This window comes from Bacillus sp. FSL K6-1005, assembly GCF_038000225.1.
Lineage (GTDB): Bacteria > Bacillota > Bacilli > Bacillales > Bacillaceae > Bacillus > Bacillus mojavensis.
Map to the genome: position 1 here is coordinate 88,828 of NZ_JBBOBP010000001.1, position 15,430 is coordinate 104,257.

The 15,430-nt window shown below is 43.8% G+C and carries 12 protein-coding genes; 9 read left to right on the forward strand and 3 right to left on the reverse strand.

Going from position 1 to position 15,430, the window contains the following annotated elements:
* The first annotated feature begins 42 nt into the window (after positions 1 to 42).
* The 9 genes from secA to NST16_RS00460 all read left to right on the forward strand — a co-directional run bounded on the left by secA (position 43) and on the right by NST16_RS00460 (position 10,534).
* Positions 43 to 2,568: a preprotein translocase subunit SecA gene (secA, locus tag NST16_RS00420; protein WP_010332051.1), complete on the forward strand. Its 2,526-nt coding sequence runs from the start codon at positions 43 to 45 to the stop codon at positions 2,566 to 2,568.
* A gap of 68 nt (positions 2,569 to 2,636) precedes the next feature.
* A protein-coding gene (gene prfB / locus NST16_RS00425) for a peptide chain release factor 2 (RefSeq protein ID WP_099043490.1) occupies positions 2,637 to 3,738 on the forward strand; the annotation gives its coding sequence in 2 pieces (ribosomal slippage) (positions 2,637 to 2,708 and positions 2,710 to 3,738; 1,101 coding nt in all).
* A gap of 171 nt (positions 3,739 to 3,909) precedes the next feature.
* The gene (locus NST16_RS00430; protein ID WP_010332049.1) at positions 3,910 to 4,755 is read left to right on the forward strand and encodes a YitT family protein; all 846 of its coding nucleotides are present in this window, start codon (positions 3,910 to 3,912) and stop codon (positions 4,753 to 4,755) included.
* A 48-nt stretch (positions 4,756 to 4,803) separates the two neighbouring features.
* The gene (gene cccB / locus NST16_RS00435) at positions 4,804 to 5,142 is read left to right on the forward strand and encodes a cytochrome c551 (protein WP_268449787.1); all 339 of its coding nucleotides are present in this window, start codon (positions 4,804 to 4,806) and stop codon (positions 5,140 to 5,142) included.
* Positions 5,143 to 5,373: 231 nt separating this feature from the next.
* The gene (gene ftsE / locus NST16_RS00440) at positions 5,374 to 6,060 is read left to right on the forward strand and encodes a cell division ATP-binding protein FtsE (RefSeq protein WP_010332047.1); all 687 of its coding nucleotides are present in this window, start codon (positions 5,374 to 5,376) and stop codon (positions 6,058 to 6,060) included.
* On the forward strand, positions 6,053 to 6,943 hold the full coding sequence (ftsX, locus tag NST16_RS00445; protein ID WP_168748860.1) for a permease-like cell division protein FtsX: 891 nt from the start codon (positions 6,053 to 6,055) through the stop codon (positions 6,941 to 6,943). The genes ftsE and ftsX overlap by 8 nt, the downstream gene beginning before the upstream one ends.
* Positions 6,944 to 7,083: 140 nt before the next feature.
* The gene (gene ctpB, locus NST16_RS00450; protein ID WP_010332045.1) at positions 7,084 to 8,526 is read left to right on the forward strand and encodes a carboxy-terminal processing protease CtpB; all 1,443 of its coding nucleotides are present in this window, start codon (positions 7,084 to 7,086) and stop codon (positions 8,524 to 8,526) included.
* A gap of 379 nt (positions 8,527 to 8,905) precedes the next feature.
* Positions 8,906 to 9,259, forward strand: coding sequence for a swarming motility protein SwrAA (gene swrA, locus NST16_RS00455; RefSeq protein WP_015251121.1), 354 nt, complete (start codon positions 8,906 to 8,908; stop codon positions 9,257 to 9,259).
* 78 nt (positions 9,260 to 9,337) lie between these two features.
* Positions 9,338 to 10,534, forward strand: coding sequence for a S1C family serine protease (locus NST16_RS00460; RefSeq protein ID WP_268449790.1), 1,197 nt, complete (start codon positions 9,338 to 9,340; stop codon positions 10,532 to 10,534).
* 46 nt (positions 10,535 to 10,580) lie between these two features.
* Here the strand turns inward: NST16_RS00460 and NST16_RS00465 are convergent, their stop codons facing one another.
* The 3 genes from NST16_RS00465 to NST16_RS00475 all read right to left on the reverse strand — a co-directional run bounded on the left by NST16_RS00465 (position 10,581) and on the right by NST16_RS00475 (position 15,086).
* Positions 10,581 to 11,915, reverse strand: coding sequence for an MFS transporter (locus NST16_RS00465; protein WP_229149451.1), 1,335 nt, complete (start codon positions 11,913 to 11,915; stop codon positions 10,581 to 10,583).
* Between the two features lie 29 nt (positions 11,916 to 11,944).
* A complete protein-coding gene (locus NST16_RS00470; RefSeq protein WP_010332042.1) occupies positions 11,945 to 12,514 on the reverse strand; it encodes a TetR/AcrR family transcriptional regulator in 570 nt (189 codons plus the stop codon).
* 76 nt (positions 12,515 to 12,590) lie between these two features.
* Positions 12,591 to 15,086 carry a PEP/pyruvate-binding domain-containing protein gene (locus tag NST16_RS00475; protein WP_340883443.1) on the reverse strand — a complete coding sequence of 832 codons (2,496 nt, stop codon included), beginning with the start codon at positions 15,084 to 15,086 and terminating at the stop codon, positions 12,591 to 12,593.
* Positions 15,087 to 15,430 lie beyond the last annotated feature (344 nt).

The window sequence follows — 15,430 nt, forward strand, 5'->3', positions numbered from 1 at the left end:
ATGCTTGTCAAACAGGCATGTGATGATAGAGGAGCGTTATAAATGCTTGGAATTTTAAATAAAATGTTTGATCCAACAAAACGTACGCTGAATAGATACGAAAAAATAGCTAACGATATTGATGCGATTCGGGGAGACTATGAAAATCTCTCTGATGATGCGCTAAAAAATAAAACAATTGAATTTAAAGAGCGTCTTGAAAAAGGGGCGACAACTGATGATCTTCTTGTTGAAGCATTCGCAGTTGTTCGGGAAGCTTCTCGCCGCGTAACCGGCATGTTCCCGTTTAAAGTCCAGCTTATGGGGGGCGTTGCTCTTCATGACGGAAATATCGCGGAAATGAAAACAGGGGAAGGTAAAACATTAACGTCTACTCTGCCTGTTTATTTAAATGCCTTATCTGGAAAAGGCGTGCACGTCGTGACAGTCAATGAATATTTGGCGAGCCGTGACGCAGAGCAAATGGGGAAAATTTTCGAGTTTCTCGGCTTAACTGTCGGACTGAATTTGAACTCAATGTCAAAAGATGAAAAACGGGAAGCTTATGCGGCTGACATCACTTATTCTACAAACAACGAGCTTGGCTTCGACTATTTGCGTGACAACATGGTTCTTTATAAAGAGCAAATGGTGCAGCGTCCGCTTCATTTTGCGGTAATTGATGAAGTCGATTCTATTTTGATTGATGAAGCGAGAACACCGCTTATCATTTCAGGACAAGCTGCAAAATCGACAAAACTGTACGTACAGGCCAATGCTTTTGTACGCACGTTAAAAGCAGAGAAAGACTATACGTATGATGTGAAAACAAAAGGTGTACAGCTCACTGAAGAAGGAATGACAAAGGCTGAAAAAGCGTTCGGCATCGACAACCTGTTTGATGTGAAAAATGTGGCGCTCAACCACCATATCAACCAGTCCTTAAAAGCGCACGTTGCCATGCAGAAGGATGTTGATTACGTAGTAGAAGACGGTCAGGTTGTCATCGTTGACTCCTTTACGGGACGTTTAATGAAAGGCCGCCGCTACAGCGAAGGGCTTCACCAGGCGATCGAAGCGAAGGAAGGGCTTGAAATTCAAAATGAGAGCATGACCTTGGCGACGATTACGTTCCAAAACTACTTTCGGATGTATGAAAAGCTTGCCGGTATGACGGGGACGGCTAAAACAGAGGAAGAGGAATTCCGTAACATCTACAACATGCAGGTTGTGACGATTCCGACAAACCAGCCGGTTGTTCGTGATGACCGTCCTGATTTAATTTACCGTTCAATGGAAGGGAAGTTTAAAGCAGTCGCAGAAGATGTTGCCCAGCGTTATATGACAGGACAGCCTGTTCTTGTCGGTACAGTTGCGGTCGAAACGTCTGAATTAATTTCAAAGCTGCTCAAAAACAAAGGTATCCCGCATCAGGTATTAAACGCCAAAAACCATGAACGAGAAGCGCAAATCATTGAAGAGGCCGGCCAAAAAGGCGCTGTGACGATTGCGACAAACATGGCGGGCCGCGGAACAGACATTAAGCTTGGCGAAGGAGTAAAAGAGCTTGGCGGACTTGCCGTTGTCGGAACGGAACGCCATGAATCACGCCGGATTGATAATCAGTTGCGAGGACGTTCAGGACGTCAGGGAGACCCGGGGATCACGCAATTTTATCTTTCTATGGAAGATGAATTGATGCGCAGATTTGGTGCTGAGCGGACAATGGCAATGCTTGACCGCTTTGGTATGGATGACTCCACTCCGATTCAAAGCAAAATGGTATCCCGCGCGGTTGAATCATCCCAAAAACGCGTGGAAGGAAATAACTTCGATTCGCGTAAACAGCTTCTCCAATATGATGATGTTCTCCGCCAGCAGCGTGAGGTTATCTATAAGCAGCGTTTCGAAGTCATCGACTCTGAAAACCTGCGTGAAATCGTAGAAAATATGATCAAGTCTTCTCTCGAGCGGGCAATTGCGGCCTATACGCCTAGAGAAGAGCTTCCTGAGGAATGGAAGCTTGACGGTCTTGTTGAGCTTGTTAACACGGCTTACCTTGACGAAGGCGCGCTTGAAAAGAGCGACATCTTCGGCAAAGAGCCGGATGAAATGCTTGAGCTCATTATGGATCGCATCAAGACCAAATATAATGACAAAGAAGAGAAATTCGGCGAAGAACAAATGCGAGAATTCGAGAAAGTAATCGTGCTTCGCGCCGTCGATTCAAAATGGATGGATCATATTGACGCAATGGATCAGCTACGCCAAGGGATTCACCTTCGTGCTTACGCGCAAACAAATCCGCTGCGTGAGTATCAAATGGAAGGCTTTGCGATGTTTGAGCATATGATTGAATCCATCGAAGACGAGGTTGCCAAATTTGTGATGAAGGCTGAGATTGAAAATAATCTGGAGCGTGAAGAGGTTGTACAAGGCCAAACCACGGCTCATCAGCCGCAAGAAGGCGATGAAAACAAAAAAGCAAAGAAAGCGCCGGTTCGTAAAGTGGTTGATATCGGCCGAAATGCGCCATGCCACTGCGGAAGCGGAAAAAAATATAAAAATTGCTGCGGCCGGACTGAATAGTTCGTTCGGGCAAGCTTGCTGACCGCGGCGCCTTGAGCGCCCGCGGATCTTTTAATGAGGTGAATGGAATGGAATTATCAGAAATTAGAGTTGAGCTCGAAAATATGGCTTCTCGTTTAGCGGACTTTAGGGGGTCTCTTTGACCTCGAATCAAAGGAGACCCGCATTGCTGAACTAGATGAGCAAATGGCTGATCCGGAATTTTGGAATGATCAGCAAAAAGCCCAAACGGTCATCAATGAAGCAAATGGTTTAAAGGATTATGTCAATTCCTATAAAAAATTGAATGAATCCCATGAAGAACTGCAAATGACTCATGACCTTCTGAAAGAAGAGCCGGATCAAGATCTCCAGCTTGAGCTTGAGAAAGAGTTAAAAGCATTAACGAAGGAGTTCAATGAGTTTGAGCTTCAGCTTCTTCTCAGTGAGCCGTATGATAAAAACAACGCAATTTTGGAGCTGCATCCGGGTGCAGGCGGTACTGAGTCACAGGATTGGGGCTCTATGCTTCTCAGAATGTACACCAGATGGGCTGAGCGCCGCGGCTTTAAAGTGGAAACGCTCGATTACCTTCCTGGTGATGAAGCCGGTATTAAGTCAGTCACATTACTGATTAAAGGGCACAACGCTTATGGATATATCAAGGCGGAAAAAGGCGTCCATCGTCTCGTGCGGATTTCTCCGTTTGACTCATCAGGCCGCCGTCACACTTCATTTGTATCTTGTGAAGTTATGCCTGAATTCAACGATGAGATCGATATTGATATCCGTACGGAGGATATTAAAGTTGATACGTACCGTGCAAGCGGAGCAGGCGGACAGCACGTCAACACGACAGACTCAGCAGTTCGGATTACTCACTTGCCGACAAACGTGGTTGTGACATGCCAAACAGAACGTTCCCAAATTAAAAACCGTGAAAGAGCAATGAAAATGCTGAAGGCAAAGCTGTATCAGCGCAGGATTGAAGAACAGCAGGCAGAGCTGGATGAAATTCGCGGTGAGCAAAAAGAGATCGGCTGGGGCAGCCAAATCCGCTCTTACGTTTTCCATCCGTATTCCATGGTAAAAGACCATCGGACCAATACAGAAATGGGTAACGTTCAAGCCGTAATGGACGGAGATATTGACGTATTTATTGACGCATACCTGCGTTCTAAACTTTCATAAGCGGGAAACACACCTGGTGTCTGCAGGTGTGTTTTTTTATTGCCTGCATATCCTTGCTTTCGCTGCTGCTTTAGCATATTACCACTGTATTTGGGTGTTATTTACATCTGATCGGGGAAGGATTAAAATGCTATCGGAGAGCATAGGAAGAAACGGAGGAAGGTTGTAATGATGGATGTACGGAATAAAAGTCTTCGGATTATACGGGATTATGTATACATACTGATAGGGGCAGCAATTACAGCAGTGTCCTTTAATGTATTTCTGCTTCCAAACAAAATAGCCGCAGGCGGTGTCAGCGGGATTAGTACCATTTTACAGTCATATGGTTTTGAAGCGGCCTATGTGCAGTGGATCATTAATATTCCCTTATTTATTGCCGGTATCATTTTGCTTGGCGGTAAATTTGGACTCAAGACACTTGCGGGTTCTGTCTTCTTGCCGCTTGTCGTGTTTTTGACGAGAGATATTCAGCCGGCTACACATCATGAGCTTCTGGCGGCGATTTTTGGCGGCGTCGGCATCGGGATTGGAATCGGCATTGTGTACTTAGGCAAAGGATCGACGGGAGGAACGGCATTAGCCGCTCAAATCATTCATAAATACACGGGTCTCTCATTAGGGACGTGTCTCGCGATCATTGACGGTTTGATTGTTGTTACGGCGATGATCGTATTTAATATAGAGCAGGGACTGTATGCCATGCTTGGGGTGTATGTATCAAGTAAAACCATTGATGTCGTCCAAGTCGGCTTCAACCGCTCTAAAATGGCGCTTATCATTACAAAACAAGAACAGGCCGTAAAGGAAGCTGTTTTTAAAAAAATTGACAGAGGCGTTACAAAAATTTCTGCAGTCGGCGGATATACTGACGACGAACGACCAATTTTAATGTGCGTGGTTGGCCAAACTGAATTCACGAAATTGAAACAAATCGTCAAACAGATTGATGAGACTGCTTTTGTGATTGTAGCAGATGCAAGCGAGGTGCTGGGCGAGGGTTTCAAACGCGCTTAAACGAGGTTATAATATGGAAGAGATCGTAAAGGAGTTGTGCTTCTCAACATGAAATCAAAACTATCGATACTAATGCTTGTATTTGCCATTTCAGCCCTGCTGGCTGCCTGCGGTTCTAACGATGCAAAAGAAGAGAAGACAGACAACAGCAGCAAAACAGAAGCCTCTGCTTCTGAAGGGGAAGAATTATATCAGCAGAGCTGTGTAGGCTGCCACGGCAAGGATTTAGAAGGTGTGTCAGGACCTAATCTCCAGGAGGTTGGGGGCAAATACGACGAAGAAAAAATTGAAAGCATTATTAAAAACGGACGGGGCAATATGCCGAAGGGGCTTGTAGATGATAAGGAAGCCGCTTCTATTGCAAAATGGCTCTCAGAGAAAAAGTAATATCAGAAAATCTTTGCCGCGACTTGGGCAAGGATTTTTTTATGCTGAATTAAGATGAATGAAAAGAAACTGTAATAGTATTATGTCTAAATTTGACGTATAATGAAGTGTGTTGAAAATCAAACTTTCAGATTTTTCATCTTTTTACAAATGAATGGGTCATAAACTGTCGAATGCTTTCGAAGAGTATGACCGTGCGACATAAAATGATATAAAAGATTAGGTGATTTCATGATAGAAATGAAAGAAGTATACAAAGCCTATCCGAACGGTGTAAAGGCGCTAAACGGGATTTCAGTTACTATTCATCCCGGAGAGTTTGTTTATGTTGTCGGACCGAGCGGAGCGGGTAAATCTACTTTTATTAAAATGATATACAGAGAAGAAAAGCCGACAAAAGGGCAAATTTTACTCAATCATAAAGATCTCGCTTCGGTTAAAGAAAAAGAGATTCCTTTCGTGCGGCGTAAAATAGGTGTTGTCTTCCAGGACTTCAAGCTTCTCCCAAAACTGACTGTGTTTGAGAATGTGGCTTTTGCCCTTGAAGTGATTGGAGAACAGCCGTCTGTCATTAAAAAACGGGTGCTTGAAGTGCTTGATTTGGTGCAGCTGAAGCATAAAGCGAGACAATTCCCTGACCAGCTTTCAGGCGGGGAGCAGCAGCGTGTCTCTATAGCCAGATCAATTGTGAACAGCCCTGATGTTGTCATTGCTGATGAACCTACGGGAAACCTTGATCCTGATACGTCTTGGGAAGTCATGAAGACGCTGGAGGAGATTAATAACCGCGGAACAACAGTCGTAATGGCGACACATAATAAAGAAATCGTAAACACCATTAAGAAACGTGTCATTGCAATCGAAGATGGTATCATTGTGCGTGATGAGTCAAGAGGGGAGTATGGTTCTTATGATTAAAATTCTCGGGCGCCATTTGCGTGAGAGTTTTAAATCTCTCGGGAGAAACACATGGATGACGTTCGCATCCATTAGTGCAGTAACCGTTACGCTGATTTTAGTCGGCGTGTTTTTAGTAATTATGCTGAATTTAAATAACATGGCTACGAATGCTGAAAAAGAAGTCGAAATCAAGGTATTGGTTGATCTGACTGCAGATAAGAAGGCACAGGACAAGCTGCAGGATGAGATAAAAGGCTTGAACGGCATTCAAAGTGTCACTTTTTCATCTAAAGAAAAAGAGCTTGACCAGTTAGTAGACAGTTTTGGGGACAGCGGAAAATCCCTGACAATGCAGGATCAGGAAAACCCGCTGAATGACGCGTTTGTCGTGAAAACGACCGATCCGCATGATACGCCAAGTGTCGCGAAAAAGATTGAAAAAATGGATCATGTTTATAAAGTTACTTACGGAAAAGAAGAGGTCAGCCGTTTGTTTAAAGTAGTCGGCGTTTCCCGCAACATCGGAATCGCGTTAATTATCGGCCTATTGTTTACGGCGATGTTCTTAATTTCCAACACCATCAAAATTACGATTTTTGCAAGAAGAAAAGAAATTGAAATCATGAAACTTGTTGGTGCGACGAACTGGTTTATCCGCTGGCCGTTTTTCCTTGAAGGATTGCTGCTGGGTGTATTCGGTTCAGTCATTCCGATCGCGCTTGTATTGAGCACTTATCAATATGTTATCGGATGGGTCGTTCCGAAGGTTCAAGGCTCATTTGTCTCTCTTCTTCCATATAATCCGTTTGTATTCCAAGTCTCGCTTGTATTGATTGCAATCGGCGCAGTGATTGGAGTATGGGGAAGCCTGACTTCCATCCGCAAGTTTTTGCGAGTATAAACACAAAAAAGCCATCCCGGTTGCGGGACGGCTTTTTCTTTTGCCTTCTTTTTCTTCTATGATTACATGAAATCCCCATCCTTTACATATACTATCTCTAGGTTTTGCAAAGACAGTCTGGCATACAGGAGGAGTAAAGGATGAATCAAAAAATAATCGCTGTGATAGCGGCTGGGAGCATGCTGTTCGGAGGCGCCGGCGTTTATGCGGGAATGAACCTGCTTGAAGCCGAAAAGCCCGAAGCCGCAGCTGTTGCAGCAACGGCTCAAGCTGACTCTGATCGGGCTGCAGCTATGGATAAAATTGAAAAAGCATATGATTTGATTTCGAATGAATATGTCGAAAAGGTTGATAGAGAAAAGTTGCTTGAAGGAGCCATTCAAGGGATGCTATCTACATTAAACGATCCTTATTCCGTCTATATGGACAAGCAGACAGCAAAGCAATTTTCTGATTCTCTTGATTCCTCTTTCGAAGGCATCGGGGCTGAGGTTGGAGTGGAAGAAGGCAAAATCATTATTGTGTCGCCATTTAAACAATCTCCTGCGGAAAAAGCCGGGCTGAAGCCGAATGATGAAATCATCAGTATTGATGGAGAATCGATGGCGGGCAAGGATTTAAATGACGCTGTCTTAAAAATAAGAGGAAAGAAAGGTTCCAGCGTGTCAATAAAGATTCAGCGGCCAGGGACGAAGAAGCAATTGTCATTCCGCATTAAGAGAGCTGAAATTCCCCTTGAAACAGTGTTTGCTTCAGAGAAAAAAGTGCAGGGGCATTCTGTCGGGTATATCGCCATTTCTACTTTTTCTGAGCATACTGCGGAGGATTTTGCAAAAGCGTTGGGCAAGCTCGAGAAAAAAGGAATTGAAGGCCTCGTGCTGGATGTTCGAGGAAACCCGGGCGGATATCTTCAAAGTGTTGAAGAGATTCTTAAGCATTTCATTACAAAGGATCAGCCTTACATTCAGATTGCTGAACGCAATGGAGATAGAAAACGTTATTTTTCAACATTGACCCATAAAAAAACATACCCCGTCAATGTCATCACAGATAAGGGGAGCGCCTCTGCATCTGAAATTCTTGCAGGCGCATTAAAAGAAGCGGGGCATTATGATGTTGTAGGTGACACGTCTTTCGGAAAGGGAACTGTTCAACAAGCTGTACCGATGGGAGACGGCAGCAATATTAAGTTGACGCTTTACAAGTGGCTGACGCCGAATGGGAACTGGATTCATAAAAAGGGCGTTAAGCCGACCATTGCGATTAAGCAGCCTGATTATTTCTCCGCAGGTCCATTGCAGCTCAAGGAGCCTCTTAAAGCAGATATGAACAATGAAGATGTGAAACATGCACAGGTTTTACTGAAAGGACTCGGTTTTGATCCAAGTCGGGAAGACGGTTATTTCAGCAAAGAAATGAAAAAAGCTGTTTTGGCCTTTCAGGATCAAAATAAGCTCGCTAAAACAGGTGTGATTGACAATCGCACGGCGAAGAAAATAAATCATTTAATTGAAATGAAAAAATCAGATGAAGAAAATGATTTGCAGCTTCAAACAGCGCTTAAATCATTATTTGTTAATTAAAGGAGATGGTGTTCCATCTCCTGTTTCTTTATGCTTAATGAATAAATAATCTAAAAGTCACATAAAAATTGAGTTTTTGACAAGATATTAAAAAATTTTTCACAAATAAACATTTATAAAGGACCGGGATTACCCGATATCAATATATGAGAGAGACTTTCTAACGAGAAAATATGCATTTAAAATGAAACTTTTGCAAGTTGCCTAGTCTTTGTTTACTTCATACAATATAAGAAGGTTCTAAAAAGAACAGTAATCAGGTTTATGGCAGCTGAACTACAGGTATTAAAGAACGTTAGCGAGAATGCTTGTTAGCACTCCAGTACTGCTGCTTATACTGGCCCGTGCTTATCTGTACAAAGAAAATGGGGGTTCACAATTGAAGAGGGCAAGTATTGTGCGTGAAAAAAAATATTATGAATTAGTGGAACAATTAAAAGACAGAACACAAGACGTAACATTTTCAGCTACAAAAGCACTAAGTCTTCTTATGCTGTTTAGCAGGTATCTAGTGAATTACACAAATGTTGAATCGGTCAATGACATTAATGAAGAATGTGCCAAGCATTATTTTAATTACTTAATGAAAAATCATAAACGATTAGGAATTAATCTGACAGATATAAAGAGGTCGATGCACCTGATCAGCGGGTTATTGGACGTGGATGTAAACCATTATTTAAAGGATTTTTCACTATCGAATGTCACGCTGTGGATGACGCAAGAGAGATAAACCCTCCTGAGGATATCCAAGCCATGTAATATTTGATAGAATATGAGTAACATGTTTGGCTTGAGGCGGTGAAAGATAGTGTCTGTTCAATGGGGATTTGAACTGTTAAAAAGTGCGGGCCTGTTCTTTTTGCACCCGCTATTCTGGTTTTTTGTCATTGTAAGTCTGGCTTTCGGATATGTGAGGATCAAACGTGAACGAAAAACCTTTCATACCAGAATAGCAGATATTTATGATGAACTGAAATTTACATATACAAAAGGGTTAATCCCTGGTATCCTTTTGTCTATTGTTTTAGGGGTACTCGGAATTTCAATTCCTCTCGGTATACTTGCAATTATTGCCGTTATGACTGCAGCGGCAGCGCTCACTCTTCGCGCAAACTGGATGTCTGCTGCATATATCGTCAGTGTGAGTATGCTGATAGGTTTTGGACTGCAAGTGAATCAGACTGAACCTTTTCTGGATCGGTTTCCGCAAGGCTTTGCAGTCGTGTGGCCAGCTCTGGCGGTGTTTTTGGGCTTACTGGTTATCGCTGAAGGAGCGGTTGCATATCGTTCCGCCCATGTGAAAACATCACCGGGATTGGTCGTCAGCAGCCGAGGTTTGCCGATCGGTCAGCAGCTTGCAAACCGTATATGGCTTTTGCCGCTGTTTATTCTTGTACCTGGCAATGGATTAGAATCACACCTTAGCTGGTGGCCTGTGTTTTCCGTTCCCGGAGGGTCATTCCATTTTCTATGGATACCTTACTTTGCCGGATTCGGCCAAAGGGTGCAGGGCTCCCTTCCTGAAACCAGTATAAGAATTACAGCGAAGCGAGTCTGTATTCTCGGGCTTATCGTCTCCGCTCTCGGTGCTGCGAGTTTGCTGTGGACGCCGCTTGCGGGTGCAGCTGTCTGTGCGGCTGTATTAGGACGTATTTTTCTGTCCGTGAAGCAAAGGATAAACGACAATGCAGCCCCGTTTTATTTCTCCAAGCGTGATCAAGGCTTAATGGTGCTTGGTATTATACCAAATACACCAGCTGAAGACTTGGAATTAAAAATCGGAGAGATTATTACGAAAGTCAACGGTGTGCCCGTGAAGCACGTATCTGATTTTTATGAAGCGCTCCAGCGCAACCGTGCGTATGTGAAGCTTGAAATTATCGGACTGAACGGGGAGATTCGCTTTGATCAGCGTGCGTCTTACGAGGGAGAACATCATGAATTGGGCATTCTGTTCGTAAAGGATGACCGTGAAGGTGAGGCAGCCGCTTTGCCTGGATCATAAAAAACAGCCCGGCATCACATTTTGTGTGGCGCCGGGCTGTTTTGTTTTACGCTGAATTTTGCTCCATGCGTGCCGTTTCGTCAGATTTGATGCCTAACGAGACAAAAACACCAATGACGGATACCGCGAAAAGAATAATAAATAATGTGTGATACCCAGAAATCAGGCCAATTAAGGCTGACGAAATAATGCTTCCGAAGTAACGGAAGGTCGAGAAAATGCCGGAAGCCACTCCGGACATCGCGGGCTCCACTGTGGCAAGGGATGATACCTGCATGCTGGTCAGTCCGACTCCGGATGCAAGCCCTCCGAGAATAAGTGAGATCATCAGGAAGGAAACGGAATGGGAGCTGCTCAAGAGCAAAAATAACAAATTGGCTCCGGCCATCATCGCAAATGAGAGAAATATGATTTTTTTCGCACCCCATTTCTGATGGAGCTGAGCGCCTGCCCAATTGCTCGCCGACATAAATATCGAAAAGACGGAAAGCGCCATGCCGCTGTTAGACGTATTTAGCCCAAACTGGTTTGTCATGAATAAGGGCATAATCAATAAGACGGCATACATCATTAGGTTGCTTAACAAGACGGATAGATTGGCATTTGTAAAGGTTGAGCTTTTAAACAGCGCAAAATCAATGATTGGGTGATGTGTGCGTTTTTCCCGTCTGAAAAAAAGCGGGACAAAAAGCAGTATCAATATGCTGTATAATGCATAGCCCCATGAAGACTCATTTTTCGTCAGCAGGATAATCGAAACGATGCTGCCTGCCAGCAAGAGAGAACCGATGATATCCAGCGGCGCCTCTGATTTGTTTTCTTTATATTGAGGAAACATGGTCAATGCTGTAAATAAAGCAATAGCGAGAAACGGGATGTTGACCCAAAAAATCGAATGCCAGCTGAAGCTGTCAATCAAAAGAGAGCCGATAAACGGCCCGAGAGCGGCGCCGAGCCCTGCGCCGAGTCCGAAATAGCCAAACACTTTCGGAAGGCGTTTCTCTGATACAACGTGCCGGATAATGGCAATGCTGTTTGGCGTGAGCAGTGCCCCGCCAACAGCCTGCAAAGCCCGAAATACAATTAATAAAAACAGGCTCGGCGATAGAGCGCAGCCTAATGAGGCAATCAGAAATAGGCCGACGCCCCATAAATACATGGTTTTGTTGCCATACATGTCACCGAGTTTTCCAGCTATCGGCTGTGTGACGGCCATGACGATTAAATAAACAGTAACCACCCAAGTGATGCTTGCGATGGATTCGTTATACGTATGTGATATAGATGAAAGCGCAACTGCGATCATCGTTGAGTTAATGGGAACCAGGATGGCCCCCAATAAAAGTGAGACGATCAGCGCCCATTCTTTTTTTGAGCTCATTGGGATCCTCCTTTTGTTTTGCCAAGGAGCTAACGGGCAGTAATTCCTTTGACGAATATAGCTGTACTATGCTCCAGCATTTTTTCCTGGGGCGTTCTAATTACTCTGTCGCCTAAATGAAGACGGTGTACAAAGTAACCGAAAATCATCGAAATAAATACATCGGCATGTTCAGCTTCATCTCCTGTCTGGATAGCCCCTTTCTCACCCATGCTTGTGAGATAATCAACCAAAAGCTGTTTCATAGATTGGGGATATTCAGTCACATGGTTGATGACATCCTGAAACATGGCGGGTTCACGAAAGCTGATTTTAATTAAATCTTTTCTTTGTTCAAGCTCCTCCAGCAGACAGGTTCCGATATGCAGCAGGTCTTTGTATAAATCACCTTCTGTTTGCTCAAAGATGCGATTTCTATTTGCTGAATGCTGAGAAAGCAGAGCCTCGACAAGCCCCTGTTTGTTTTTAAAATTCCTGAAAATCGTCGCTTCACTTACGTTTGCTTTTTCTGCAATTTCTTTTGTCGTCGTTGCATGATATCCTTTTTTGACGAGCAGCTGCATGGCAGCATCAAGGATTCTGCGATTTGTCGGTCTCAATACGTTTCACCTCACGAATATACTGGCAGGACAAGTATACACCTGCCCCGCTTGTATAATAAAGAGGGAGGGCGCATCAGGATCGGCTGACAACTGTGATTTTGCCGCTGTTTCCGTCTACAGTGACAATGTCTCCATCTCGAAGCCTTTCTGTCGCTGCACGTGTGCCGAGAACAGCGGGAATGCCGTATTCCCGTGCGATAATCGCTGCGTGAGACAAGATTCCTCCTGTGTCTGTAATAATGGCTTTGGCATCTTGAAACAGGCTGGTCCATAGCGGTGTCGTCATTTTGCAAACCAGGATGTCTCCAGGCGTGAATTGAGAAAACTCACTGGCATCCCGAATCACTTTCACCGGCCCTGTTGCGATACCGCTTGATGCTGCAACTCCGAAAATATCATTCTCTGTGTTTTTTTCATCTTCTATGACTGCACCGACAATTTCTTCAGCCGCTTTCAGCTGCGCTTCTGTCGGTGTACCGAGATAAGCAGGCGCCTGTGCCAGCTCATACTCGTGAAGCATTTGTCTCCGTTTTTCAGCCTTCTCTTGAAGGGATACGGGATGAAGAAGCGCATTTTCTACCTCGTCATCATATAAGAACCAAAGGTCTTCTCGATCTTGAATCACACCGCTTTCTGCCAGCAATTCTCCTACCTTCAGCAAAAAGACTCTCGCCTTGGCATCCAGCATAGCGTCAATGTAAAAATGATGATCATCCTTAATATTGGACGAATTCAGCGTCCATTGATAATAACGTTCAAATTCTTTCTGCAAAGCGGGATCCTCAATGCTTTGGAAGAATTCATTGTACAACTTCTCACGTTTTTTAATGGTTTTCTTAAATTCGTTGTCAAAATGATAGCCATTGCGGACGTAGTTTTGAATATGAGTCAATGCGTAAAATGGATTCTCTGCCCATGTTTGTTCGATCAGGTCGTGGCTTTTTACAGATCTCCACCCGTATTCCTGTAAAAATTCATTGACTTTTTGCAGGAATTGTCTTCCCTCATCAGTTTGTTCCAATCTCTCCAGCAAATGTTCTGGCTGGGCATGCTCAAAAAGGGCTGTCAAATTCGGATTTTCTCGAACTTCAACGGAGAATTGCCATAGACGGCGGTCTGTTTCCAGAGATTTGTTCATGACTCCTATCAGCATCTCATAGAAATGTGAGTTTTCAGCTTCACCCTGAATGTCTTGATACATAGCTTGCAGTTTGTTCGTCAGAAGAATTTGCGGGAAAACGATATTGAAGTGCTCCTCATAGGCCGTGAGATAAAAGGACTTCAGTTTTTTAAAGGCATCCAGCGCACTTTCCGGAGTGTGTTCCGTTTGTGCGAGTTGGTCCAATGTCCGGTAAAACGGAAGGTACGTGTTATGAATGATATCGTACATGCGCTCGGACAATACCGGAAAAAGCTCTTCGGCACTGTCCTCAGCAGGCAATTGTTGTCCGCCTTGATTTTTTGAATAAATATGTCCACGATACACTTTTACTTCATCGACGATGACACCGATTGGGAACTGCCGCATACTTTTCTTTAAGCCGTATTCAAGTGCGGGCACAATAAAAGATGAAAATAACGGACTGACCGGGCCTTCGATGTTGGACTCCATATTGAGCCAAAAATCATTCATATCCTTGTCGGTGATCATGAAGTTCCGTTCTTCCTCAGCCGCTTTTTTATCCTGTTCAATGGTGGTAATTGGCCGCGCCTGCAGAAGGTATAGTTTATGATCGGCGATTCCGAATTCTAAATCGACAGGATATCCGTAAAGGGCTTCGGTTTTTTTGGTGAGTTCAGTCAGCTCAATCACCTGTTCATCTGTGAGGCAAAAACGGCTGCGCATGTCTTCGCTCGTTTCCTTTTCGGCAATGCCTTCTGCAGCGGACTCCATGTAGATCTCTTTTAAACCCATTTCTTTCTGAATCTCAAATGAACCTTTATGAACGATATACGTGTCAGGGGTGACGCTTCCAGATACAACAGCTTCCCCTAGGCCGTAGCTGGCGCTGATTAATAACTCTCTATCATCATGGGTAACGGGATTTTGGCTGAAAATCACACCCGATATGTCTGAATTGATCAGGCCCTGCACCACAACACCCATTAACGGCTCTGCGATTGGATTGTTCATTTTTTTCTTATAGCGGCTGACTCTGCCTGAGAAAAAGGAGGCCCAGCATTCTTTCACCTTATTCAGAAATTCTTCTTCTGTTTTTATATTTAAATAGGTTTCGTATTGGCCGGCGAATGAAGCGCCCTCTAAATCTTCTGAGGCTGATGAAGAGCGGACGGCCACGGAATGATATGATTCTCTCAGCTCGTAAAAGGAGCTCGTCAGCTCGTTCTTTATTTCATCTGAAAATGTTCCGGCAATAATGGCATTTTCGATATTTTCGCTTGAATCATGAAGCTGATTATCCTCCATAAAACGGGCGAGAGCGTTCGTTTGAATAATAAACCCATCCGGAACAGGAAGTCCGTGTTTGGTCAGTTTAATGAGATTCATGCCTTTTGCTCCAGCCAGCTGACTGGATTCTTCCGCTTGGCGAAATAACACAGAGTACATGTTTAAAACCCCTCTTTCCTTTTCATTATTTTTCTCTCTATTTTTCTTTTTGGGAGCCAATGTTCAAAATGATAGTGAACACTATCAATCAATTGTAGGTTTAAAGGAAAATGCTGTCAAACGCAAAAAGCCCTAAATAAAATGAATATTTAAGTTGGTTAGATGATCATAAAACCTAATATCGAAACGGGTCTGTATGCCTATTTTTTTATATTTAAAAATCGTTTCATTGAGCTTTCAGATCACTGTTGGTCAAGCTTCCTTCATTAAATGAGACTTAATACCTGCCCTTCTGTTGATTTGACAATCAGTACGGCTTCAGCTCTCATTCAGCAGCACTAAAA